This window comes from Bacillus cereus group sp. BfR-BA-01382 (assembly GCF_022663475.1).
GTDB classification, from domain to species: domain Bacteria; phylum Bacillota; class Bacilli; order Bacillales; family Bacillaceae_G; genus Bacillus_A; species Bacillus_A thuringiensis_S.
On record NZ_JAKUFQ010000014.1, the window covers coordinates 67,213 to 90,374 of the forward strand.

The window sequence follows — 23,162 nt, forward strand, 5'->3', positions numbered from 1 at the left end:
GTGCTTTTCTAGTTACATTTAATTATGTAAAGGGTTTTTATTTTCATCTAACGTAAATCCTTCACCAACTACATCATGTACATCACTTACAGCGACAAAAGCATGAGGATCTACAGACGTAATAATATTTTTTAATTTCACGATTTCATTTTTAGCAACAACGCAATACAATACGTTACGTTCCACTTTTGTATACGATCCAACGGCTTTTAAAAAGGTTGCTCCGCGCTCCATTTCAGATAAAATTTTGGCAGCAATTTTATCGTTTTTCTCTGAGATAATAGTCGCTCCTTTTGCAGCATAAGCCCCTTCTTGCATAAAATCAATGACTTTAGCACCGATAAAAACAGCAACTAGCGTATACATGCCCTCGCGGTATGATAAATAGGTAAGAATAGAGACTACGATAACGACAGCATCAAACATAAACATTGTTTTTCCCATACTCCAGCCAACATATTTGTGAGCTAGTCGTGCGATAATATCTACACCGCCAGTAGTCCCGCCATATTTAAATATTATTCCAAGGCCGATACCTATAAATGCCCCAGCGAATAAAGCTGCGAGTGTCATATCATTTTGCAAGTTTAAATGTAAGTTTAGCACTTCGTAACGCTGGAAAATCCATAGAAATAAAGATACGCTAAAGGTGCCGATTAATGTATATAAAAATGTCGTTCTGCCAAGTAACCTCCAACCAATAAAAAATATAGGGATATTTAAAATTAAGTTTGAGTAGGAAGGATCAAACTTAAATAAAAAATACAATAATAGTGTAATACCAGTAAACCCACCCTCTGCAAGGTGGTTTTCAATATTGATATTGACAATACCGAAAGAAAATATAGCGGAACCGATTAAAATAAAAATAATATTTCGCATCTTCAATTTTGATGTCATATAGAAATCCCCCTAATTATGTAATGATTGCATTGCTCCGCTGAAACAGTAAAACATAATAATAAGTAATTTCTAGTTGCAACCCGATTGGTGTGCGCTGATTTTTTGCGAAAAGCACATAAAAGAAGTTTCACTTTACCCCGTACCAACGGCTTGTAGGAGATAAAGTTCTGAAGAAAGGCGAACCAGCCGTAGGAACCCGATTAGTTCGGGCTGATCTTTTGCAAAAATCGCAAAAGAAGTTTCACTTTATTATAGTCTATCCAAAAAAGGGTCGCAAATAGGTGTTTGGCGGGGAATAATATTTGTCAAATCGCGATGAATTGGCTAACATGAAAGAGGAAGGATTAGAGGTGAATAGTATGGAAGCAAAAACGATGAAAGATATGCAGAAAGAAGTAGATGCATATATTGGTCAGTTTAAAGAAGGTTATTTCAGTCCGCTTGCAATGATGGCTCGTTTAACGGAAGAAATGGGAGAGCTTGCAAGAGAGGTAAATCATTATTATGGTGAGAAACCGAAGAAAACAACTGAAAAAGAAAATAGTATTGAAGAAGAGCTTGGAGATGTATTATTTGTTATGATTTGTATGGCAAATAGTTTAAATATTGATTTAGAGACAGCACATAACATTGTAATGAACAAATTTAATACACGTGATAAAGATCGCTGGACACGTATTGATGAGGGAGAGAAAGAATAATGAAAGAAATTAAAGTAATTATCGCCGGACCAAGAGGACGTATGGGACATGAAGCAGTCCTTCTTATGGAAAGAACGGAACATTTAAATTTAGTAGCAGCAGTGGATTATAAGCATGGTGGTGAGAAGATTTCTGATTTACCTGGCATGCCAGCATTACATGCACCGATTTACGCTGATTTACATACTTGTTTAGATGAAGTAGAAGCAGACGTGTTGTTAGATTTAACAACACCAGAAGTTGGGAAACAACACGTTACACTTGCAGTTGAGCGTGGACTTCGTTCTGTTATTGGTACAACTGGATTTACAGAAGAAGAATTGGCACGTTTAACAGAGAATGCAAAAGAAAAAGCAGTAGGAACAATTATTGCTCCAAACTTTGCAATTGGTGCAGTTCTTATGATGAAATTCTCACAAATGGCAGCGAAATATTTCCAAGATGTTGAGGTAATTGAATTACATCATGATCAAAAATTAGACGCACCATCTGGTACAGCTGTAAAAACGGTAGAATTAATTCGTCAAAATCGTGAATCAAAGCAGCAAGGTCATCCAAATGAAGTAGAGCAACTAGCAGGTGCACGTGGTGCAAATGTAGACGGTATTCACATTCATAGTGTACGTTTGCCAGGGCTTATTGCACACCAAGAAGTAATGTTCGGTGGAGATGGACAAATGTTAACAGTTCGTCATGATTCATTCAATCGTGCATCATTTATGTCAGGTGTAAAACTATCAATTGAGACAGTAATGAACCTGGATCATCTTGTGTACGGTTTAGAAAATATTATCGACTAAAGGGGAGACAACGGATGAAAATTGCCTTAATCGCACATGACAAAAAGAAAAATGATATGGTTTCGTTTGCATACGCATATAAACCAATTTTTGAACAACATGAATTATTTGCAACAGGAACGACAGGGCTTCGCATTATGGAAGCGACTGGATTAGTTGTAACAAGATATCAATCTGGCCCTCTTGGTGGAGATCAAGAAATTGGTGCAATGATTGCAAAAAATGATTTAGATATGGTGATTTTCTTCCGCGATCCATTAACAGCACAGCCGCATGAACCGGATGTGAATGCATTGCTTCGTTTATGTGATGTATATGCGATTCCACTTGCAACGAATATGGCAAGTGCTGAAATGTTAATGCACGCATTAGAGCGAGGAGATTTAGATTATCGTAAGTTAAGAAAATGAGGGGAACAATTATGAGTGGATTACATATATTAGCGTTTGGTGCTCATGCCGATGATGTTGAAATCGGCATGGCTGGTACCATCGCTAAATATACAAAGCAAGGGTATGAAGTAGGTATTTGTGATTTAACAGAAGCTGATCTTTCTTCAAATGGAACGATAGAGTTGAGAAAAGAAGAAGCAAAGGTTGCAGCTCGTATAATGGGAGTAAAAACGAGACTGAATTTAGCGATGCCAGACCGTGGTTTGTATATGAAAGAAGAGTATATACGTGAAATTGTCAAGGTGATCCGTACATATAAACCAAAACTAGTTTTTGCGCCGTACTATGAAGATCGCCATCCAGATCATGCAAATTGTGCAAAGCTTGTGGAAGAGGCTATTTTTTCAGCAGGAATCCGTAAATATATGCCGGAACTTGCACCACATCGTGTGGAGTCTTTTTATAATTATATGATTAATGGTTTTCATAAACCGAATTTTTGTATAGATATAAGTGAGCACCTCTCTATAAAGGTGGAAGCATTAGAATCGTATGAAAGTCAGTTTTCAACAGGGAGTGATGGGGTTAAGACACCGTTAACAGAAGGATACGTTGAAACGGTGATTGCTCGTGAGAAGATGTTTGGAAAAGAAGTTGGAGTCTTGTATGCCGAGGGATTTATGAGTAAGAAACCGGTTTTATTACATGCTGATTTATTAGGGGGATGTAAATGAAATTAAAAATAGGTATTACATGTTATCCTTCTGTAGGTGGTTCTGGAGTTGTTGGAACAGAATTAGGAAAGCAATTGGCGGAACGCGGGCATGAAATTCACTTTATTACATCGGGTTTACCATTCCGGTTAAATAAAGTATATCCAAACATTTATTTTCATGAAGTGACGGTAAACCAATACTCTGTATTTCAATATCCACCATACGATTTAGCGTTAGCAAGTAAAATGGCAGAGGTTGCACAAAGAGAAAATCTAGACATTTTACATGTGCATTACGCAATACCACATGCGATTTGTGCATATTTAGCAAAACAAATGATCGGAGAGCGTATTAAAATTGTTACAACCTTGCATGGAACAGATATTACTGTGTTAGGTTCCGACCCTTCGTTAAATAATTTAATTCGTTTTGGTATTGAGCAATCGGATGTTGTAACTGCTGTCTCGCATTCATTAATTAACGAAACGCATGAGCTTGTAAAACCAAGTAAAGAAATTCAAACGGTATATAACTTTATAGACGAACGTGTATATTTCAAGCGTAATATGTCTCAATTAAAGAAAGAATACGGTATAAGTGAGAGCGAAAAAGTACTTATTCATATTTCGAATTTCCGTAAAGTGAAACGTGTGCAGGATGTTGTTCAGGCATTTGCTAAAATTGTTAAAGAAGTAGATGCGAAGTTGCTTCTTGTTGGAGACGGACCAGAATTCTGTACGATTTTACAGATAGTGAAGAATTTACATATTGAAGATCGCGTTTTATTCCTAGGCAAGCAAGATAATGTTGCAGAACTACTTGCGATGAGTGATTTAATGTTGCTTCTATCAGAGAAGGAAAGTTTTGGTCTTGTTTTATTAGAAGCAATGGCGTGTGGTGTACCTTGTATCGGAACACGGGTCGGAGGTATTCCAGAGGTTATTCAACACGGGGAAACAGGATATTTATGTGAAGTTGGCGATACAACAGGAGTGGCAAATCAAGCTACTCAGCTATTAAAGGACGAGGAACTTCATCGTAATATGGGAGAACGAGCAAGAGAAAGTGTTTATGAGCAATTTCGCTCAGAAAAAATTGTTTCACAATATGAAACGATTTACTATGACGTACTAAGGGATGACAAAAATGGAAAGATTTAAAAAAGCTAGTTCTATTATTGAGACATTAAAGCAACAAGGACATGAGGCTTACTTTGTTGGTGGGAGCGTACGAGATCTTATTATCGATAGGCCGATTGGAGATATTGATATTGCGACATCTGCTTTACCAGAAGAAGTGATGGCTATATTCCCAAGAAATGTTCCTGTTGGTCTTGAGCATGGAACTGTAATTGTTTTAGAAAATGGTGAGCCTTATGAGGTAACTACTTTTCGAACAGAAAGCGAATATGAAGATTTTCGAAGACCTAGTAGTGTTCAATTTGTTCGTTCATTAGAAGAGGATTTAAAACGTCGTGATTTCACTATGAATGCAATTGCTATGACAGAAGAAGGCGAAATGGTTGATTTATTCGCTGGACAGGAAGCCATTCAACAGAGAGAAATCGTGACAGTTGGAAATGCTGCGGATCGTTTTCAAGAAGATGCCCTGCGAATGATACGTGGTATTCGGTTTGTAAGCACGTTAGGTTTTTCAATAGAAACGAAAACGAAGCAAGCGATTGAAACGTATGGGCATTTGCTAGAACATATAGCAATTGAGCGCATTACAGTAGAGTTTGAGAAAATGTTAACTGGTACATATTGTGTGAAAGGTCTCAAAGAATTAGTAGAGACGAAGCTATTTTCTCATTTGCCATATTTACAAATGTCAGAAGAAAGACTCTTAACAGCTACGCGGTATAAATGGGATTCTTTCGAAACGGATATTGAGGCGTGGGCATTTTTCTTATATTGTATCGGAGAAGAACATCCATCTGTCTTTTTACGTCAATGGAAGTTTTCGAATAAAAAAATAAAAGATATTGTTGCAGTTTTATTGGCAATCCGTACTAGAAAGGAGAGGGGTTGGGATACAGTCCTTCTTTATAAAACGGGAATTCATATCGCTGAAATGGCAGAGAGAGTATATGAAGCGATGATTGAAAGCTATGACCCTACATCTGTTAAACGAGTACAATCAATGTTTCATGTATTGCCAATCCAGGAGCGTCAAGAAATGAATGTGACTGGTAATGATTTATTAAACTGGGCAAACAAAAAGCCTGGTCCGTGGGTTGCTGAAATGCTTCAGAAAATCGAGGAAGCAATCGTACAAGGGAACATAGTTAATGAGAAAGAGCGTATAAGGGAGTGGCTGCAAGGATGCAATCTACTATAAGAAAGCAGTTATTACAAGTTTTTTCTGAAGCGGATGGCGAGTTTGTATCCGGCCAAACGATTAGTGATAAACTTGGTTGTTCAAGAACTGCTGTATGGAAACATATGGAAGATCTCCGGAGTGAGGGATATGAACTTGAAGCTGTGCGTCGATTAGGTTACCGAATTGCAAGTAAGCCAGACAAAGTGACTGCTAATGAAATTCAGTTAGGGCTACAAACGAAGCGAATTGGTAGAACAGTGTATTTTGAAGAAACTGTTGAATCAACGCAGCACATTGCAGCAAAACTGGCTTATGAAGGTGCAGAAGAAGGAACTATCGTTGTAGCAGAAGAACAAACAGCGGGAAGAGGTCGTTTAAGCAGAAAATGGCATTCACCAAAAGGAACAGGAATTTGGATGAGTATTATTTTACGCCCATCGATTCCAGTTCATCATGCACCGCAACTTACTTTGTTAGCGGCTGTTAGTGTTGCACAGGCAATTGAAAAATGTACAGGTGTAGGCGTGGGAATAAAATGGCCAAATGATATTTTAATTCAAGGTAAAAAGGCTGTAGGTATATTAACAGAAATGCAAGCGGATCCTGATAAAATTAATGCTGTCATTATGGGCATCGGTATTAATGCGAATCAAAAGCAAGAACATTTTGATGAAGAAATTCAGCACATTGCTACTTCATTAGCGATTGAATCAGGTAAGCCGATTGTTCGTGCAGAACTTATGCAACAAATCTATTTACAACTAGAAAAATTATATGAAGAGTATTTACAAAATGGTTTCTCTGTCATTAAAATTCTTTGGGAAAGTTACGCTGTGAGCATCGGGAAAGAAATTACTGCTCGAACGATGAGAGAGACGATTACGGGGTTAGCGAAAGGAATCACAGAGGATGGTGTATTACTTCTGGAGGATCATGAGGGGAAAGTACATCATATTCATTCTGCAGATATCGAAATTAAGTAAAAGAAGTTCCTCTTTTGGAACTTCTTTTTATTTCAATATTTTTGAGTTGAATTTGTAACATGATAATAAATTCTTTTCATATTTAAAGTTCACTTCAAAATATCTTCCGTCTAGTTGGCCTGGCATGTTATTTGACGATTACTTTGCCTTCCATTCCTTTAAGAAGATGGTATCGACATATTAATTCATATGTACCAGTATTTTTAGGTTTCACGGTAATATTCTTTTCTTTTCCTGACTCGACTACGACGTCAATGCCGAGTTTTTTCACTGTAAAGGTGTGCTCGTTTTTACCTTTATTTTTCAATAGTAATGTTGTAGATCCTTCAAGCGGAATCGTGATGACATTTGGATTAAAGTAATCATCATTTAGTTCAACCTCAATCACGTTCGTTAAATCGGTGGGTTGTGTTACGACATTAACTGAGGAAAATACATGAAAGGATCCTAAAGACATCCACCATACAATCATTACAAGCAAACTGCTGAATCGAAATAACCACCTGTTCATAGACATCTGCAATTCTCCTTTGTTAAGTCCTTTTCCTCAATTAACCTGTATCATTAGTTTAAGAGTTATACTATACAGTTCAATTGATTATAGAAGAAATTAACTTAGATTTTTTTAACATGCGTTGAAAAAACATGTATCTTTTCAAGATTGAATTATCTATAAAAACTTTATCCCGCTATTTGTCGGGCTGATTAAATTTTCACTTTATAGCATATATACTCTCTTGTTAAATTTCATATACCGTAATAAGAATAAAAAATTATTTTTTCAAAAAAATGTAGTAATTCCTTTTTGTAGTTTGCTATAATTAGTTCGAATGTGGGCAGTATCAGAGTGAACTGCACCATGATTCGAAGTAATATGAAAAATAATAACTTGGATTCTGCCTTGATCCAATAACGGACTGGGACAGAGGGATGAATAATGCCGACTAACACACAACCCTTCTGCCCTTTTATGGCCAGAGGGGTTTTTTATATGATTTCGGCCATCTCCTCTCTCCTGCATAAAGGAGGAGTAGTTTTTGAAAACAAAAACAGATTTTTTGAAGATGAAAGAGCAAGGTGAGCCGATTACAATGCTAACGGCGTATGATTATCCATCTGCTAAATTAGCAGAAGAAGCTGAAGTTGATATGATTTTAGTTGGAGATTCTCTTGGAATGGTTGTACTCGGATACGATTCAACAGTACCTGTAACAGTAGAGGATATGATTCATCATACGAAAGCTGTACGCCGCGGAGCGAAAGAGACGTTTATTGTAACTGATATGCCATTTATGTCGTATCACGTATCATTACAAGAAACGATGATGAATGCACGCCGCATCGTTCAAGAGAGCGGGGCGCATGCATTGAAGGTAGAAGGTGCTGGAGAAGTTATATCAACGATTCAATATTTGACGAACGCAGGAATTCCTGTTGTAGCGCATTTAGGTTTAACACCTCAATCTGTAGGAGTGTTGGGTGGATATAAAGTGCAAGGAAAAGATGCGGAGAGTGCAAAAAAATTAATAGAAGATGCAAAGAAATGTGAAGAAGCTGGTGCAATAGCGCTTGTGTTAGAATGTGTACCAATGCAGTTAGCAGAACTTATTTCAGAACAACTAACAATACCAACAATCGGGATTGGTGCAGGACAAAAAGTAGATGGGCAAGTGCTTGTTTATCATGATCTTATCTCATATGGCGTAAATCGTGTTCCAAAATTTGTGAAGCAATATACGTCTGTTCAAGAGGAGATTGTGCGCGGGATTTCACAATACGTTACTGAAGTAAAGACAAGGCAATTTCCTGAAGAAAAACATTCGTTCACAATGAAAGAAGAAGACCGCTTAGCGTTATACGGGGGAAAACAATAATGAAAATCGTAACTACAGTGCAAGAGATGCAGCAAATTACAAACGAACTGCATGCAAGTGGAAAAAGTATTGGTTTTGTTCCAACGATGGGTTATTTACATGAAGGGCATGCTACCTTATTACGTAAGGCAAGAGAAGAAAATGAAATTGTAGTTTTAAGTGTATTTGTAAACCCGCTGCAATTTGGCCCAAATGAAGATTTAGATCGATATCCTCGTGATATTGATAGAGATGAAAATGTAGCAAAAGAAAACGGTGTAGATTATTTATTTTATCCGAGTGTAGAAGAAATGTATCCATCAGAACAAACAACAACAGTAGAAGTTGTGAAACGCACGGACGTATTATGCGGTAAACAAAGACCTGGTCATTTTGCTGGTGTTGCAACTGTACTAATGAAACTATTTAATATTACGCTGCCAACGCGTGCTTATTTCGGTATGAAAGATGCTCAACAAGTTGCAGTAATTGAAGGATTTGTAACTGATTTCAATATTCCAGTTACAATCGTACCAGTTGATATTGTAAGGGAAGAAGATGGATTAGCGAAAAGTTCTCGTAACGTGTACCTATCACAAGATGAACGTGAAGAGGCTCTTCATTTATACCGCAGTCTATGTATAGCGAAAGAAAGAATTGAGGCAGGTGAACGTAATCCAGAAATCATTACAAATCTTGTGAAAGAGTATATTGAGACGCATACGAAAGGCACTGTAGATTATGCGGATTTATATGCATATCCGTCATTAACAATGGTAGAGAAAGTCGAAGGACGAATCATTTTAGCTATTGCAGTTAAATTTGAAAATGTAAGATTAATTGACAATATAACATTAACGGTTAAATAAGGGGGAGCATCTATGTTTCGCACAATGATGAGAGCAAAGTTACATCGTGCAACTGTAACGGAGGCAAATTTAAATTATGTAGGTAGTATTACAATTGATGAAGATTTAATGGATGCAGTAAATATTGTAGAAAATGAAAAAGTCCAAATTGTAAATAATAATAATGGTGCTCGCTTAGAGACATACGTTATTAAAGGGGAACGCGGTAGTGGTGTTGTTTGTTTAAACGGTGCTGCGGCAAGGCTTGTACAACCAGGGGACAAAGTAATTATTATTTGTTATGGGCTAGTTACGGAAGAAGAGGTTCATAAACAAGAACCAAAAATTGCAGTACTAGACGACAATAATCAAATTATTGAAATGTTAGGTGCTGAAAAAGCGGGTACGATATTATAAGTAGAAAAGCTATCTCCATTGCGGAGATAGCTTTTTTGTGCATCTTTTCATTAAGATGAGATAAAACGTGGTATAGTAACATTATATAAATTATTGTTGTTTGAACGGTAAGAAATTGAGGTGTTACATATATGAGTAAGCGTTATGTCGTTGTTGATTTAGAGACGACAGGGAACTCCTGGAAAGATGGGAAGGATAAAATTACCCAAATTGCAGCTGTTGTAGTAGAAGATGGAGAGGTATTGGAGATTTTTTCGTCTTTTGTTAACCCAAAGAGAGAGATCCCACCATTTATTACAGAATTAACAGGGATTGATGAAAGTCTTGTAAAACAAGCCCCGTTATTTCAAGATGTAGCCCCGATGATTGTTGAGCTATTACAAGGTGCGGCTTTCGTTGCGCATAATGTTCACTTTGATTGGAATTTTTTAAATGAAGAATTAAGGCAGGCTGGATATACAGAAATACATTGTCCTAAAATCGACACGGTTGAATTGGCTCAAATTCTTTTACCGACAGCTGATAGTTATAAATTACGTGATTTAGCTAAGAAGCACGAACTAGAACATGATCAACCACATCGTGCGGATAGTGATGCTCTTGCAACAGCGGAATTATTTTTACAATTTTTAAATGAAATTGAAAAGTTACCACTTGTCACGTTGCAATCGCTTTATGAATTAAGCGACGTGTTTCAAAGTGATATAGCTGATGTGCTTTCTGAAAATATTTTAAAGAAAGTAATGCATGGTAAAGAAGATATAGCGGAGTATGAAATACATCGAAATATTGCGCTGAAAAAGCGGAACTATTCCTTAAACCTTGGAGAAACGTGTTCATCAAAGTTTGATGCTTTCTTGAATAAAACGATGGATAAATTGGAATCACATATGCCAAAGTTTGAAAGAAGAGAAAGTCAACAACTGATGATGAAAGAGATATATACGGCGTTAAGAGATTCTCGTTTTTCACTAATTGAAGCCGGTACAGGAACAGGAAAGACTCTTGCGTATTTGCTTCCTAGTCTTTATTTTGCAAAGAGAAAAGAAGAACCTGTCATTATAAGTACACAAACGGTACAACTCCAACAACAAATATTAGAAAAAGAAATTCCGTTATTACAAAAAATAATGCCATTTTCATTTGATGCAGCTCTTCTAAAAGGAAGAAAGCATTATCTTTGCTTACACAAATTTGAGTATGCTTTACAAGAGGAAGAAAAAAATTATGATATGGCACTTACGAAAGCGAAGATTTTAGTTTGGCTATTGCAAACTGAAACGGGTGATCGAGACGAATTAAATATTCCTGAGGGCGGAAAGTTACTTTGGAATCGTATTTGTAGTGATGCGTATAGTCCAGGCGGTATGCAAAGTAATTGGTTTAGTCGTTGTTTTTACCAGCGAGCGAAGAATAAAGCTTTATTTGCAGATATCGTTATTACAAATCATGCGTTATTATTTCAAGATTTTTCAAGTGAAGAACCGCTGTTTGCTTCATGCGAACATATTATTTTTGATGAAGCTCACCATATTGAAGAAGCTGCGAGTAGAACATTGGGTGAACAGTTCTCTTGTATGTATTTTCAATTGGTTATATCTCGTCTTGGGACGCTAGAAACAGAAGATGTACTCTCCAAAGTATATAAAATGATGAAAAAATCAGAGCAAGCATCTCGTTCAACTTTCCGTATGATAAGTTATAGTTTGAAGGAACTTAAGTTTGATGCGGATGAACTCTTCCAAATGTTACGTACTTTTATATTTAAACAAACAAAGCAAGAACAAGGAACAAATAATATGCCGCTCATCTATAGGTATAACGCAGAACTAGAAAAAGGTAAGTTGTGGGATAGTATCGTCGAATTAACAAATCGTTTTATATATGAATTAAGAAGGGTAGTAACTGCTCTTGAGAAGCAAGTGGATATATTGCAAAGTAAGTTAGAATGGGAGATGCATGTTGTAACAGGTGAATTTATGCATTTAATTGAGTTGCTGAGAAAGATGGCAGAATCATTACAGTTACTCGTATTAGAAAAGAATTCGTATGTAACTTGGATGGAGACTGAAACGAAAGGGACGATTCATTCAACAGTTCTATATGCACAGCCTGTTCATATTGGTGAAAGATTTGCTGATAAATTTTTAACAGAAAAAAAGAGTGTTATTTTTACATCCGCAACACTAACAGTTAACGATACGTTTGATTATATAAAAGAGGAACTTGGTTTACATGATTTCGCTCCAAATACTTTAAAGGTTCCGTCGCCATTTCGTTATGATGAACAAATGAAATTAATGGTTTCAACGGATGTACCTTTTATTAAGCAAGTAAGTAATGAGCGATATATTGAATCTGTATCGGAACATATTGCAAAGATAGCGAAAGCCACAAAAGGCAGAATGCTTGTTTTATTCACTTCGTATGAAATGTTAAAAGAAGCGTATGCGAATTTAAAAAATAATGATGAATTAGAGGGTTATTTATTACTCACACAAAGTGTGAATAATAGAAGTCGAAGCCGCTTAATTCGAAAGTTTCAAGAGTTCGACAAATCAATTTTATTAGGGACGAGTAGTTTCTGGGAAGGGATAGATATTCCAGGAGATGCCTTAAGTTGTCTTGTTATTGTCCGTCTACCATTTACGCCTCCTCATCAACCTATGATGGAAGCGAAAGGTGAGTGGCTAAAAAATCAAGGTGAGGATGTATTCGCTAAATTAGCGTTGCCACAAGCAATATTACGTTTCAAACAAGGATTCGGCCGCTTAATTCGAACGAATACAGATACAGGAACGGTAGTAGTGTTAGATCGTCGTTTGACGAGTTCTTCCTATGGAAAACGATTTCTACAATCGATCCCTAACGTACCTCTTTATGAAGGGCCATTAGAAGAATTATTAGTACAATTAGAAGAACCATTAAATGAATAAAAATGGAAGAAAAATACGCCTGAAGTACTTATAAACTTCAGGCGTAAAAAATGTGGGTAGGAGGAATTTTATTTTTCTTACTTCTTGTATACAAAATGTGTTGGTTTTCGACTTGAAACCTTTTTTTGCTGTACATGTCCTGCTATAATAGATGGGTGATGAAGCAGGGGTTGTAAAGAATGTACTCTTATTGTAACCGCATTGCGTTCTTCTATAATTAGAAATTTTTGTGTAACGGAGGAGTTTTTTCATGGAGAAGAAAATCGAAGTACTATCAACGACGCGTATTAAATATTCGTCTGATTTGTATAAAATTGTTGATAGTTTGAATCGTACGTTAAAAGAGCAGGACCTCATGTTCGGACTAGCATTAGACGAAAAAGATAAAGAAACAGCTGTATTTACGATTTACAGAACGTAGCGATACAATGAAAAAGTGGATTTTTGCAATCATTATTGTTATCGTTGCTAGCGGAATATATGGGGCGTATGTTTATAATAAAGCGATGGGAAAGAAAATTCCAAAAGAGTCGAAATTTGTAGAAATTGCTAAAGAAAAAGCAAAGCTTACAAAGGTGAAATCTGTTGATTATTACAACGGAAAATCTGCATATATAGTCGTGCAAGGTACAGATGAAAAGGGAGAACAACTTATCGTTTGGGTGCCTGAGAAAAAAGGGGATACTGTAGTAAGGAAAAAGAGCGAAGGTATTTCTGAAAAAGAGGCTATACAAAGAACAATAGAGCAAGTCGGCAATGAAAGTAAGGAATCAAAAAGTAAGCCGAAAGAGATTATGAAAGTGAAATTAGGCTTTGAAAATGATGTACCACTATGGGAAGTTACATATATTGATGATGACAATCGTTATAGTTATTACTATCTTGAATTTAAAGATGGAAAATTTTTAAGACGATATAGCATTGAAAAATAGATGTAGGGGGAACTACAAATGAAATTAGCAAAGCGAGTAGCTGCTTTAACACCGTCTTCAACTTTAGAAATTACAGCAAAGGCACAAGCATTAAAAGCAGAGGGTCATGATGTAATTGCATTAGGGGCAGGGGAACCTGACTTTAATACACCAGAGCATATTATGGATGCTGCACATAAAGCAATGTTAGAAGGGCATACGAAGTATACACCAACAGGTGGATTACAATCGTTAAAACAAGAAATTGTGAAGAAATTTACTCGCGATCAAGGTATTGCGTATGATCCATCTGAAATTATTGTATGTAATGGCGCAAAGCATGCATTATATACATTATTCCAAGTATTACTTGATGAGGGAGATGAAGTTATCATCCCAACTCCTTACTGGGTAAGCTATCCAGAGCAAGTAAAGCTTGCTGGCGGTAAGCCGGTTTATGTAGAAGGTTTAGAAGACAATGAGTACAAAATTACAGCAAAGCAGCTGCGTGAGGCAATTACAGAGAAAACGAAAGCAGTTATTATTAATTCACCGAGCAATCCAACAGGAATGATTTATAGCAAAGAAGAATTACAACAGCTTGGAGAAGTATGTTTAGAACATGATATTTTAATCGTTTCTGATGAAATTTATGAAAAATTAATTTATGGTGGCGTAGAATATATTTCAATTGCCCAGCTTTCTAATGAATTAAAAGAACAAACACTTATTATTAATGGTGTATCTAAATCTCATTCTATGACAGGATGGCGTATTGGATATGCTGCAGGAAATAAGCAGCTTATTAAAGCGATGACGAACTTAGCGAGTCATAGTACGTCAAACCCTACTTCAATCGCTCAATACGGCGCAATTGCGGCATATGCAGGCTCACAAGAACCTGTGGAAACAATGCGTCAAGCCTTTGAAGAGAGATTAAACATCATTTATGATAAATTAATTCAAATCCCTGGCTTTACTTGTATTAAACCGCAAGGTGCATTTTACTTATTCCCTAACGTAAAAGAAGCTGTAGCTTTATCAGGATATGCAACAGTTGATGATTGGGCAAAAGCTCTATTAGAAGAGGAAAAAGTGGCTCTTGTACCAGGTACAGGATTTGGTGCTCCAAATAATGTTCGTTTATCATATGCGACATCTCTTGAACAAGTAGAGAAAGCATTGGAACGCATCCATACATTTATGAAAAGTAAAGTGCAAGCTTAATTGTATATTTCATTTATGTAATATACAAAACCTCCCTATTAATGGGGAGGTTTTTTTGACGAATTGTGGCAAAAAGAAATAGCTAAAGGTGTGTTATACTAGAGAGCGAGGTGTTTGGTGATGAAAAAGAAAATGATGTTACAGTGGTTTGAGCAGGGAAGCATTGCAATTCCAAAATTGCTTATGATGCATTATAAAAAATTAGGTTTAAATGAGACGGAATTTATGGTTGTACTTCATATACATACATTTTTAGAATCAGGTAATTCGTTTCCGACTCCTTCAGAGATTTCTGAACGGATGACGATAACAGAAATGAAATGTATGGAAATAATTCAAGCGTTGATTCAAAAAGGTTTTTTATCACTAGAAGGTGGACAAAGATCAGAAGCGATGATGTGCGAAAGTTATTCTTTACAACCGTTATGGGAAAAAATATTACATTTCTTAATGGATGAATCAATAGAGGAAGAGCAAAAAGAAAAAAAACAGCTGCAAGTAAATTTATATACAGTATTCGAAAAAGAATTTGGAAGACCACTTTCGCCGTTCGAATGTGAAACGTTAGGAATGTGGGAGGACCAAGATCAACATCATCCAAATTTAATTCAAGCGGCTCTTAGAGAAGCTGTAATGAGTGGAAAACTAAATTTCCGATATATTGATCGTATTTTATTTGAGTGGAAAAAGAATGGAATTAAAACGGTAGATCAGGCTCAAAATCAAGGTCAAAAATTTAGAGCGAATCAACAAAGAGCACAACAAATGACAAAACAAGAGACGAAATTTACTGGAAAAGTGCCTTTTTATAATTGGTTGGAGCAGTAATATAGGAGGGGAAATATGCTTAACAAAACGCAAATCCGTTATTGTTTAGACACAATGGCGGATATGTATCCAGAAGCACATTGTGAATTGGTTCATGACAATCCATTTGAACTTGTAATCGCGGTGGCGTTATCTGCACAATGTACAGATGTACTTGTAAATAAAGTGACAAGAAATTTATTTCAAAAATATAAAACACCAGAAGATTATTTAAGTGTTTCTCTAGAAGAATTACAACAAGATATACGCTCTATCGGATTGTATAGAAATAAAGCAAAAAACATTCAAAAATTATGCCGAATGTTATTAGATGACTATAATGGGGAGGTACCGAGCGATCGAGATGAACTTACGAAATTACCAGGTGTAGGAAGGAAAACAGCGAATGTTGTAGTTTCCGTAGCGTTTGGGATTCCGGCAATTGCTGTTGATACACATGTGGAGCGAGTGAGTAAACGATTAGCGATTTGTAGATGGAAAGACTCTGTGTTAGAAGTAGAAAAAACGTTAATGAAGAAAGTATCGATGGATGAGTGGGGGGTTACGCATCATCGTATGATTTTCTTTGGACGTTATCACTGTAAAGCACAACGACCGCAATGTGAGGAGTGCAGGCTGTTAGAAGTATGTCGTGAAGGAAAGAAGCGAATGAAGGTGAAATAAAGGATGGAGCGAGTTATAGAAATACCGAAAGAATTTCATTGCTTACCATTTTTTAAAGAAAGCGTAAATTCAATTGAGTATCATACAGACGAGTCTTTTGAAGAAATAATACAAAATACTTACTTTATATTTGATATTGAAAGACAGTATGAGCCATGGAAGGAAATTGAAAACAGTATTCCAGCAGTGTTGAATGTATGGAAAAATAAGCATGAAGACATTGCTATACTGTTTCGAAATAGAGATAAGCAAGAGGCTGAGGGGCCAATGATTCTTTTTGCAGCTCACTTGTTATCGGTTGTCTATTGGTTAAATGAGCAACCTGTTCATAGTTTGAATGAAATGCAAATAAATACGAATAAATTAAAAGTGCAACCTGTTAATTTTATGGAAAGGTATTCATTCATTATAAAGAAACCGAGTAATTATCATTCTTATATTCAATTAGCGCAGTTATATATCGAAATAGAAAAGCTGTTTGTAAAGAAAATGATAACAAAAAAGAAGTCTGCTTCTCGTTAAGAGAAACGGACTTCTTTTTTTGTTTATTAGGACTCTGTTGTAACAACAGCACCGTCTGCCTGAGGTGTATCTCCTCCGGTATTTTGGTGTTGCTGTTCTTGTTGTTTCTTAGCTTCGTCTTCAGCTTTTTTCTTGGCCTCTTCTTCAGCTTTCTTCTTAGCTTCGTCTTCAGCTTTTTTCTTAGCTTCGTCTTCAGCTTTTCTTCTAGCTTCCTCATCAGCTTTCTTTTGAGCTTCTTCTTGCTGTTTACGTTGTTGTTCTTGTTGTTGCTGCTGTTCTTGTTGTTTCTTAGCCTCTTCATCAGCTTTTTTCTTAGCTTCGTCTTGTTTTACTTTATCTTCATTAGCTTTTTTCTGGGCTTCCTCATCAGCTTTTTTCTTAGCTTCTTCATCGGCCTTTTTCTTAGCCTCTTCATCAGCTTTTTTCGCATCTGGAGTTCCGCCAGGCGCAGTGAAGGATGCACCAATTGCTGGGCTTGTTCCAGTACCTTTTTTCGCTACTACAGAGAAGCTGTAAGTAACACCTGGTTTAATACCACCAAGAGTAGCTGTCGTACCACTTATTGATAGGCTACCACTTGAACCGTCAGTTGCTTTATAGCTGGCTGCATATGCGTCAACTTCTGCTGGTCCAGACCAGTTTAGTGTAACTGTGCTAGCGCCATCAAAAGTGACATTCAGACCACTAGGGGCATCTACTTTAATTTGTTTAATTGCATCTTTTTTCGCACCTTTAACGTATAACTCTCCGTTTATTTCTTGTACAGAAGAAGGACGTTCAAAGCGTGATTTATCTGTAGCGAATTTGCTCATCATTATTTGGAACATTTGCTGTGCAATTCTAGTGGAGCGATCACTAACATAATTTTTTGGACCATCTTTTTCGTAACCAGTCCAAACAGCCATTGTGTATTGTGGTGTATATCCAGCAAACCAGCTATCTCTGTTTGCATCAGCTGGGATATCATATTTTTGAAGAACTGATGCATCAAAGTTTTGTGTTCCTGTTTTACCTGCTACGTCAACACCTGAAACGTATGCTGTTGGACCTGTACCACCAGAACCAGGTTTTACTACGTCACGAAGAACGTCAGTAACCATGTAAGCTGTATAGTCTTGCATTGCGCGTTGTTCCTTAGGTTTAAAGCTTTTCTTTTTCCCGTCCGGGAAGGTTACTTCTTTTACGAAGTGTGGTTTATTATAGTTACCACTATTACCGAAGGTTGCATATGCACCTGCTACTTCCAATGGAGACCCCTCGTTACTACCGATTGCTGTTGATTCGTAGACTTTTCCTTCTTTAAAGGTCATGCCTAAACCTTCAGCGAATTCTTTTGACTTATTAAGACCAACTGTTTGTGCTGTCTTTAAAGCTGGAATGTTTAATGACTTTTTCAAAGCTTCACGTAGTGAAACGTCACCTTTGTAGCTCTTTGTTGCATTTTGTATTTTTTTACCATTGGAATACGTATACTCTGAATCGTTTAATTGATGGTATGTAGACCATTGTAAATTTTCAATTGCCGGACCGTAGTCGAAAATTGGTTTCATTGTTGAACCAACTTGGCGTTTTAAATCAGTTGCCATATTATGACCTTTGAAAGTAGACTTACTTTCTTTACGTCCAGCACCAATTGCTCGAACTTCTCCAGACTGTGTATCCATAAATACGAATGACCCTTGGAATTGATCGTCTGGATACTTAATAAGATTGCCATCCATAATTTTGTCAGCGTAATCTTGAGCATCTTGATCAAGTGTTGTATGAATCGTTAAACCATCTGAACCGATATTTACATCAGGATATTCTTTTTCAACTTCTTTTACAACCGCATCTAAAAATGCTTGATACTTCATCTCAGTTACTTCTGAAGACGGTTGAAGGCCCTCTGTTACTGGGATCTTAACGGCGTTATTCATTTCTTCTTTTGTTATATAACCATGTCGATTCATTAATGATAATACAACATTACGACGATTTGTTGCTCGTTCAACATTTTCCTTTTTTGTTGGATCATAAATGTTTGGACCTTGGGGTAAACCAGCGAGCATAGCAGCTTCATGTAATTGCAAGTCTTTTAAATCTTTACCATAATATTTTTGCGCTGCTGTCGCAATACCATATGAACGGTTACCTAAATTAATCTTATTTAAGTACATTTCTAAAATCTCATGTTTAGAGTATTGTTGCTCTAATTTATAAGATAAGTACCATTCTTGTACTTTTCTCTTAGCAGTTTTATCCATCGTTAGAAAATAGTTTTTAACGACTTGCTGTGTAATCGTACTACCACCTTGGGAACCGAAACCACCAGTGACATTTTCCATAACTGCTTTTGTAGTTCGTTTAAAATCAATTCCATTATGATCATAGAAACGCGAATCCTCAGTTGCAAGGAATGCATTTTCAACTACTTTTGGAATTTGATCATAAGTAACATGCGTTCGTTTTTCAGCACCGTATTCATAGAAGAAATTCCCGTTTTTATCAAGAAACTTTGTTGATAAAGGATTAACAAGTTTGGATTTGTCTAATTTTGGAGCGTCCTTTACCATAACAAAGAAAGCGGAAACGCCGGCTACGAGACCAACGATACCAAGAAGTAGACAACCTATAAGGAATTTCTTGAAAAAGGAGCCTTTTTTCTTTGGTTTTTCTTCTTTATGTGTTTTTTTCTCTTGATTTTTCACATGATTTCGTTCTGTACGAGAACGATAATTATCTGACATTATACTTTCTCCTACCTTTCATTCTCTCCCCAAAAGTCGAAAAAAGAGCCTTAGTGATGACTCTATCACGAAAAATAAACCGTGTCTAGTACACGGATATAGTCAATCCGAGGGTGATAACCGCATGATAATAAGGATCCATGCTCTTCTATTTCTTCTTTCGTAATCGACTTGCGTCCACCAGTATTTTGACGATTCCAAAATGCAATAATATGTTTTGCATCTAATAAATAAAATTCATCAAAAAGTGTAAATTTAATAATGACAAATGCAATTCCATTATGAGCAACCACTTGCTTCATATGTTCTATTTGATGAAGGTGGAAGTTTTGAAGTGGGAAACTAGTTTTATTTTTTGTTTCCTTTGCTTCAAAATCGATGTATTTCCCTTTGTATACACCGTTGTAATCTGTTGTAGAAGGTTGTTTAAAATACGCTTCTTTTACCACTGCAGCACTTCGAGCGGGGTAATCTACTTTTACAATTTGAAGAGGTGTAGGTTTTTTATGTACACATGCAATATTATGGGTTAAGTAATATTGATTTGTTTCATTCAATTCCTCTTCAAGGGACATACCTCTGTTGCTATAAGTATGTGTTTTTATAGGTGTTTTTTGAGGTTGTGAAGCTTGATTATACCTTTTTCCATTTGGGTAACGAATGGTCATAGTGTGTCCACTCCCAACTTACTAAGAATTACTTACAAAGGTGATTATATCAAAAAATGAAAAAAGATGTGACCTTTTTGATGAAAGGTATGATGACTTATTTATGTTGACATGGAATGATTATATGAAAATTAAACAAAATCGAGAAAAAAAGTTTTGTACAGAGGAAGAAAAAGCAATCATTCGCAATATTACAAAGAAAACAGAAATAGCTAATGTGGACAATATTTCTCGGACACAATCTTATCAAGAATATTATTTAAGAAATAGTGAAATCAGGTGGGCCTTTTTAGCGAGTATGGTTTCGAGAAATGCGGGATGGAATATGACCGATTTAGAAGGGAGATATTATGCTACTGTTTTACCTAAAACGGTAAAAAAACATTTATTTCTTCTGTACGAACAAGCTAATTGGATTATTTTCTTAGATGCCTTTCCTCAGCTATTATTGTATGAGGAAAGTAAGAAGAGACGTACACCTCTCTTTCATTTGTTGCAATATTTCAGCGTATCAATTTTTATGGAAAAAGAATGGTTACTTTTCTGGGAGAAAAGAGATATGAATAGGCTTATAACAGCCCTTATTATAAATGAACAAAATAAAATTCAAAAACCAGTCATTGAGAGCACATATTTTAAAAAACATGTATTCCATACTGCACTTTTTAAAGTACAAGAAAGATTTCATATTAGTGCAGTTATCTTCCCAACAATTGAAGGGAGGATGTATGGATTTTCGGTTTATCAATTTGAAACGTTACAACAGCGTATAGAATTGGGAAAAAAATTAGCATGGTTATTGTTTCATCCAATTTATAATGGTTCGTTTTATAAGTTTGCAGTGCAAACTACACATACTGGGTCTAGAGAAGATTATGAATTTTACTCAAAGGAAACTAGAAAATCGTGTACGCCAGCACTTAGAGATAGTTATCCTGTTGTTTTACATGAAGAAATAGAAATGAGAGATTGGTTTTGTGCAAATATGAAAATGAATGTGCTATTTGTACTTGAAGAACCTAAAGAGGAAGTTAATATAACAGAATGGTATAGGAGAAAGAGGGAACAAATCTATAGGATATCTATCGTAAATCGTTTCGTTAAAAGGATGGATGAGTTCATGATATAATGAAAAAGAAGTCCCGTCTTCCATTTTGAAGACGGGACTTCTTAATTTGAAATAATCCTGCTATGCTTGCTACGACTTTAATCTCAAAACGTAATGCTAGTAGGAGATTAAGGGTGACTTGAAATTTAACCGTACGTAATAAAGTCTCGCTTTATGTAGCAGGGAAGTTTGGACCATCTAGCTTTGGATTGCCAGTCTCGGGTTTATTTTGTTGTTTGTTTTGGTTTTTCTTTTTTTCATTTTTGTTCTTTGCCATTGTACTACACCTCCTTTTTGTATTGTTACCATTTCTATAAATGACATACGAAATGATTTCTTTGACGAATAACAACTAGTTTTGTCATGTGGGCAGGAGTGGTGAATCGTTCGGCGAAATTACATGACAAAGGAAAAGCAAAGAAGGAGGCGTTTTGTATATGGCGATGGTTCAGAAGGAAGATGTAATGAAAAAAATGGATCAAATGTTAAGTTCTCTCGATTTGCTGGAAATGAATATAGGGATTAGAATGAATCATGCATTAAAGGATGCGAGTGAAAAAATATGTAATAAGATAGAAATAACAGAAATGCATATTGAACATATGGAAAATAAATTAGTGCATCACGAAGAAAAAGGGAATTGGGTAAAGACATTTCAAAACGTCGTAGTGAGTGCATAATAAGGTGGGAAAGAGATGAAGAATGAAGCATTAATACAGTCTTCAGAAAAACTCATGCAGTATAATAATGAAGCGAATATAAAAAAAAGAGAACTAATCGAATACGACTTTTATAAGGATATGAAACCATTTGTAGACATGGTAGATGAGGAATTAAAGAAGTGGAAAGAATTAGCTTATTCGTGGATTAAAGAAGAAAAGCCAAAGTATATACATGTACAGCAAATTGATCAAGTATACGATAATTTACAAACGAATGTGTTACAATGCTTTGTAAATAAAGGTAAAGGTAAACGATTCTTTGAAACACACCAAGCCATTTCGTATACTTTGCAAAATATAGTTGAGCAATGTAAATAACAAGAGGGAGAACCCTCTTGTTATTTTTATGCTTCTGTCATTGTTGTAGGTTTTGTTGCGCCGTTTATTTCTAATTCTTTTATTAATGTTCGATAATCTGAAATGCATATTTTTCCTTCGAGATACCAATGTCTCGCAAAGTCTAATAATTCATTTGCATTCTCTGTGCAATACCCCTTTTTTTGAGAAAACGCTTGTTTTAAATCCCCTAATACCATGTTGATTCCTCCCCCATGAGAATCTTCTTCTTAATTATCATAGCATGGAAGGGTTTTCTTTTTTAATTTTTTAAAAATTTAAACTTCCGACAAAAATAGACAGATACTCCATCACACATATTATTTTATAGGTACATATTATATATGTAGAAACTTATGTGAAGGAGGAGAGAATGCATGTTTCAACAATCTAACGTATATCAGCAAACAAATCCATATGCACAGCAAAATATGTACCAATATAATACGGATACATATTTACGGTATAATATGTATCCTTTCGAGCCTTATTATGGAAATCAAAATTATTATCAACCGTTTGAAGTGTCGTTTATGAATCAAGCTCAACCACAACAGCAGCAACCTTATGTGAATCA

At 35.9% G+C, this 23,162-nt stretch carries 26 protein-coding genes and 1 pseudogene; 21 read left to right on the forward strand and 6 right to left on the reverse strand.

The window, feature by feature from the left end; translation table 11 throughout:
- Positions 1-18: 18 nt before the first annotated feature.
- On the reverse strand, positions 19-900 hold the full coding sequence (locus tag MR160_RS08890; protein WP_079245299.1) for a YitT family protein: 882 nt from the start codon (positions 898-900) through the stop codon (positions 19-21).
- Between the two features lie 362 nt (positions 901-1,262).
- Between MR160_RS08890 and MR160_RS08895 the strand changes: the two genes are divergently transcribed.
- From MR160_RS08895 to MR160_RS08925, 7 genes are read left to right on the forward strand one after another with little or no spacing between them, the layout of a single operon-like run.
- Positions 1,263-1,604: a nucleotide pyrophosphohydrolase gene (locus MR160_RS08895; protein ID WP_014894810.1), complete on the forward strand. Its 342-nt coding sequence runs from the start codon at positions 1,263-1,265 to the stop codon at positions 1,602-1,604.
- A complete protein-coding gene (gene dapB / locus MR160_RS08900) occupies positions 1,604-2,404 on the forward strand; it encodes a dihydrodipicolinate reductase (protein WP_000658818.1) in 801 nt (266 codons plus the stop codon). The genes MR160_RS08895 and dapB overlap by 1 nt, the downstream gene beginning before the upstream one ends.
- 14 nt (positions 2,405-2,418) lie before the next feature.
- Positions 2,419-2,814 (forward strand): methylglyoxal synthase, encoded by a 396-nt coding sequence (gene mgsA / locus MR160_RS08905; protein WP_000684765.1) that lies wholly within the window; start codon positions 2,419-2,421, stop codon positions 2,812-2,814.
- An 11-nt stretch (positions 2,815-2,825) separates the two neighbouring features.
- Positions 2,826-3,530, forward strand: a complete 705-nt coding sequence (gene bshB1, locus MR160_RS08910) for a bacillithiol biosynthesis deacetylase BshB1 (RefSeq protein WP_000015671.1) — start codon at positions 2,826-2,828, stop codon at positions 3,528-3,530.
- Positions 3,527-4,672 (forward strand): N-acetyl-alpha-D-glucosaminyl L-malate synthase BshA, encoded by a 1,146-nt coding sequence (gene bshA / locus MR160_RS08915; protein ID WP_000768306.1) that lies wholly within the window; start codon positions 3,527-3,529, stop codon positions 4,670-4,672. Before bshB1 ends, bshA begins: the two co-directional genes overlap by 4 nt.
- Positions 4,659-5,852, forward strand: coding sequence for a CCA tRNA nucleotidyltransferase (locus tag MR160_RS08920; protein WP_000439310.1), 1,194 nt, complete (start codon positions 4,659-4,661; stop codon positions 5,850-5,852). Before bshA ends, MR160_RS08920 begins: the two co-directional genes overlap by 14 nt.
- Entirely contained in the window at positions 5,837-6,817 is a 981-nt protein-coding gene (locus tag MR160_RS08925) for a biotin--[acetyl-CoA-carboxylase] ligase (RefSeq protein WP_001192058.1), read from the forward strand. The genes MR160_RS08920 and MR160_RS08925 overlap by 16 nt, the downstream gene beginning before the upstream one ends.
- A gap of 127 nt (positions 6,818-6,944) precedes the next feature.
- Here the strand turns inward: MR160_RS08925 and MR160_RS08930 are convergent, their stop codons facing one another.
- Complete coding sequence (locus MR160_RS08930) at positions 6,945-7,334, reverse strand: cupredoxin domain-containing protein (protein ID WP_000062384.1); 390 nt, start codon at positions 7,332-7,334, stop codon at positions 6,945-6,947.
- A gap of 520 nt (positions 7,335-7,854) precedes the next feature.
- Between MR160_RS08930 and panB the strand changes: the two genes are divergently transcribed.
- From panB to MR160_RS08980, 10 genes are all read left to right on the forward strand, one after another.
- Entirely contained in the window at positions 7,855-8,691 is an 837-nt protein-coding gene (gene panB / locus MR160_RS08935) for a 3-methyl-2-oxobutanoate hydroxymethyltransferase (RefSeq protein WP_000851105.1), read from the forward strand.
- Positions 8,691-9,539 carry a pantoate--beta-alanine ligase gene (panC, locus tag MR160_RS08940; protein ID WP_000707008.1) on the forward strand — a complete coding sequence of 283 codons (849 nt, stop codon included), beginning with the start codon at positions 8,691-8,693 and terminating at the stop codon, positions 9,537-9,539. Before panB ends, panC begins: the two co-directional genes overlap by 1 nt.
- 12 nt (positions 9,540-9,551) lie before the next feature.
- Complete coding sequence (gene panD / locus MR160_RS08945) at positions 9,552-9,935, forward strand: aspartate 1-decarboxylase (protein WP_000490186.1); 384 nt, start codon at positions 9,552-9,554, stop codon at positions 9,933-9,935.
- 131 nt (positions 9,936-10,066) lie between these two features.
- Complete coding sequence (dinG, locus tag MR160_RS08950) at positions 10,067-12,871, forward strand: ATP-dependent DNA helicase DinG (RefSeq protein WP_097826062.1); 2,805 nt, start codon at positions 10,067-10,069, stop codon at positions 12,869-12,871.
- A gap of 250 nt (positions 12,872-13,121) precedes the next feature.
- Entirely contained in the window at positions 13,122-13,292 is a 171-nt protein-coding gene (locus MR160_RS08955; protein ID WP_000412179.1) for a YpmA family protein, read from the forward strand.
- A gap of 7 nt (positions 13,293-13,299) precedes the next feature.
- Positions 13,300-13,803 carry a cell wall elongation regulator TseB-like domain-containing protein gene (locus tag MR160_RS08960; RefSeq protein WP_000758739.1) on the forward strand — a complete coding sequence of 168 codons (504 nt, stop codon included), beginning with the start codon at positions 13,300-13,302 and terminating at the stop codon, positions 13,801-13,803.
- An 18-nt stretch (positions 13,804-13,821) separates the two neighbouring features.
- On the forward strand, positions 13,822-15,009 hold the full coding sequence (gene aspB, locus MR160_RS08965; protein ID WP_000761559.1) for an aspartate transaminase AspB: 1,188 nt from the start codon (positions 13,822-13,824) through the stop codon (positions 15,007-15,009).
- 120 nt (positions 15,010-15,129) lie between these two features.
- Complete coding sequence (gene dnaD, locus MR160_RS08970) at positions 15,130-15,837, forward strand: DNA replication protein DnaD (protein ID WP_000728537.1); 708 nt, start codon at positions 15,130-15,132, stop codon at positions 15,835-15,837.
- 15 nt (positions 15,838-15,852) lie between these two features.
- Positions 15,853-16,500: an endonuclease III gene (nth, locus tag MR160_RS08975; RefSeq protein WP_098900036.1), complete on the forward strand. Its 648-nt coding sequence runs from the start codon at positions 15,853-15,855 to the stop codon at positions 16,498-16,500.
- Positions 16,501-16,503: 3 nt separating this feature from the next.
- Entirely contained in the window at positions 16,504-17,022 is a 519-nt protein-coding gene (locus MR160_RS08980; RefSeq protein ID WP_000442661.1) for a YpoC family protein, read from the forward strand.
- 26 nt (positions 17,023-17,048) lie between these two features.
- Here the strand turns inward: MR160_RS08980 and MR160_RS08985 are convergent, their stop codons facing one another.
- On the reverse strand, positions 17,049-19,751 hold the full coding sequence (locus tag MR160_RS08985; protein ID WP_001283103.1) for a PBP1A family penicillin-binding protein: 2,703 nt from the start codon (positions 19,749-19,751) through the stop codon (positions 17,049-17,051).
- A 65-nt stretch (positions 19,752-19,816) separates the two neighbouring features.
- Entirely contained in the window at positions 19,817-20,419 is a 603-nt protein-coding gene (gene recU, locus MR160_RS08990) for a Holliday junction resolvase RecU (protein WP_000155599.1), read from the reverse strand.
- A gap of 103 nt (positions 20,420-20,522) precedes the next feature.
- Between recU and MR160_RS08995 the strand changes: the two genes are divergently transcribed.
- Positions 20,523-21,548 carry a DUF2515 domain-containing protein gene (locus MR160_RS08995; protein WP_003277507.1) on the forward strand — a complete coding sequence of 342 codons (1,026 nt, stop codon included), beginning with the start codon at positions 20,523-20,525 and terminating at the stop codon, positions 21,546-21,548.
- Between the two features lie 151 nt (positions 21,549-21,699).
- Here the strand turns inward: MR160_RS08995 and MR160_RS35075 are convergent, their stop codons facing one another.
- Positions 21,700-21,879, reverse strand: a complete 180-nt coding sequence (locus tag MR160_RS35075; protein WP_003277508.1) for a hypothetical protein — start codon at positions 21,877-21,879, stop codon at positions 21,700-21,702.
- An 85-nt stretch (positions 21,880-21,964) separates the two neighbouring features.
- Between MR160_RS35075 and MR160_RS09000 the strand changes: the two genes are divergently transcribed.
- A complete protein-coding gene (locus MR160_RS09000) occupies positions 21,965-22,207 on the forward strand; it encodes a hypothetical protein (protein ID WP_001252036.1) in 243 nt (80 codons plus the stop codon).
- Positions 22,208-22,222: 15 nt separating this feature from the next.
- On the forward strand, positions 22,223-22,567 hold the full coding sequence (locus MR160_RS09005; RefSeq protein WP_079245304.1) for a YppE family protein: 345 nt from the start codon (positions 22,223-22,225) through the stop codon (positions 22,565-22,567).
- Between the two features lie 26 nt (positions 22,568-22,593).
- Here MR160_RS09005 and MR160_RS09010 read toward each other — a convergent pair whose 3' ends face one another.
- Positions 22,594-22,785 (reverse strand): YppF family protein, encoded by a 192-nt coding sequence (locus MR160_RS09010; RefSeq protein WP_000242652.1) that lies wholly within the window; start codon positions 22,783-22,785, stop codon positions 22,594-22,596.
- Positions 22,786-22,962: 177 nt separating this feature from the next.
- Here MR160_RS09010 and MR160_RS09015 point away from each other — a divergent pair.
- Positions 22,963-23,162 (forward strand): annotated as a pseudogene (locus MR160_RS09015) (YppG family protein); the annotation flags it as partial.

Coding starts and splice junctions, on each gene's coding strand:
- MR160_RS09005 (WP_079245304.1), top strand. CDS start 22,223: ATGAAGAATGAAGCATTAATACAGTCTTCAGAAAAACTCATGCAGTAT.
- MR160_RS08920 (WP_000439310.1), top strand. CDS start 4,659: ATGGAAAGATTTAAAAAAGCTAGTTCTATTATTGAGACATTAAAGCAA.
- dapB (WP_000658818.1), top strand. CDS start 1,604: ATGAAAGAAATTAAAGTAATTATCGCCGGACCAAGAGGACGTATGGGA.
- MR160_RS08980 (WP_000442661.1), top strand. CDS start 16,504: ATGGAGCGAGTTATAGAAATACCGAAAGAATTTCATTGCTTACCATTT.
- MR160_RS08890 (WP_079245299.1), bottom strand. CDS start 900: ATGACATCAAAATTGAAGATGCGAAATATTATTTTTATTTTAATCGGT.
- MR160_RS08895 (WP_014894810.1), top strand. CDS start 1,263: ATGGAAGCAAAAACGATGAAAGATATGCAGAAAGAAGTAGATGCATAT.
- aspB (WP_000761559.1), top strand. CDS start 13,822: ATGAAATTAGCAAAGCGAGTAGCTGCTTTAACACCGTCTTCAACTTTA.
- MR160_RS08985 (WP_001283103.1), bottom strand. CDS start 19,751: ATGTCAGATAATTATCGTTCTCGTACAGAACGAAATCATGTGAAAAAT.
- bshB1 (WP_000015671.1), top strand. CDS start 2,826: ATGAGTGGATTACATATATTAGCGTTTGGTGCTCATGCCGATGATGTT.
- MR160_RS08955 (WP_000412179.1), top strand. CDS start 13,122: ATGGAGAAGAAAATCGAAGTACTATCAACGACGCGTATTAAATATTCG.
- dinG (WP_097826062.1), top strand. CDS start 10,067: ATGAGTAAGCGTTATGTCGTTGTTGATTTAGAGACGACAGGGAACTCC.
- recU (WP_000155599.1), bottom strand. CDS start 20,419: ATGACCATTCGTTACCCAAATGGAAAAAGGTATAATCAAGCTTCACAA.
- MR160_RS08925 (WP_001192058.1), top strand. CDS start 5,837: ATGCAATCTACTATAAGAAAGCAGTTATTACAAGTTTTTTCTGAAGCG.
- MR160_RS08960 (WP_000758739.1), top strand. CDS start 13,300: ATGAAAAAGTGGATTTTTGCAATCATTATTGTTATCGTTGCTAGCGGA.
- MR160_RS08995 (WP_003277507.1), top strand. CDS start 20,523: ATGTTGACATGGAATGATTATATGAAAATTAAACAAAATCGAGAAAAA.
- panD (WP_000490186.1), top strand. CDS start 9,552: ATGTTTCGCACAATGATGAGAGCAAAGTTACATCGTGCAACTGTAACG.
- MR160_RS08930 (WP_000062384.1), bottom strand. CDS start 7,334: ATGTCTATGAACAGGTGGTTATTTCGATTCAGCAGTTTGCTTGTAATG.
- bshA (WP_000768306.1), top strand. CDS start 3,527: ATGAAATTAAAAATAGGTATTACATGTTATCCTTCTGTAGGTGGTTCT.
- mgsA (WP_000684765.1), top strand. CDS start 2,419: ATGAAAATTGCCTTAATCGCACATGACAAAAAGAAAAATGATATGGTT.
- nth (WP_098900036.1), top strand. CDS start 15,853: ATGCTTAACAAAACGCAAATCCGTTATTGTTTAGACACAATGGCGGAT.
- dnaD (WP_000728537.1), top strand. CDS start 15,130: ATGAAAAAGAAAATGATGTTACAGTGGTTTGAGCAGGGAAGCATTGCA.
- MR160_RS09010 (WP_000242652.1), bottom strand. CDS start 22,785: ATGGTATTAGGGGATTTAAAACAAGCGTTTTCTCAAAAAAAGGGGTAT.
- panC (WP_000707008.1), top strand. CDS start 8,691: ATGAAAATCGTAACTACAGTGCAAGAGATGCAGCAAATTACAAACGAA.
- MR160_RS09000 (WP_001252036.1), top strand. CDS start 21,965: ATGGCGATGGTTCAGAAGGAAGATGTAATGAAAAAAATGGATCAAATG.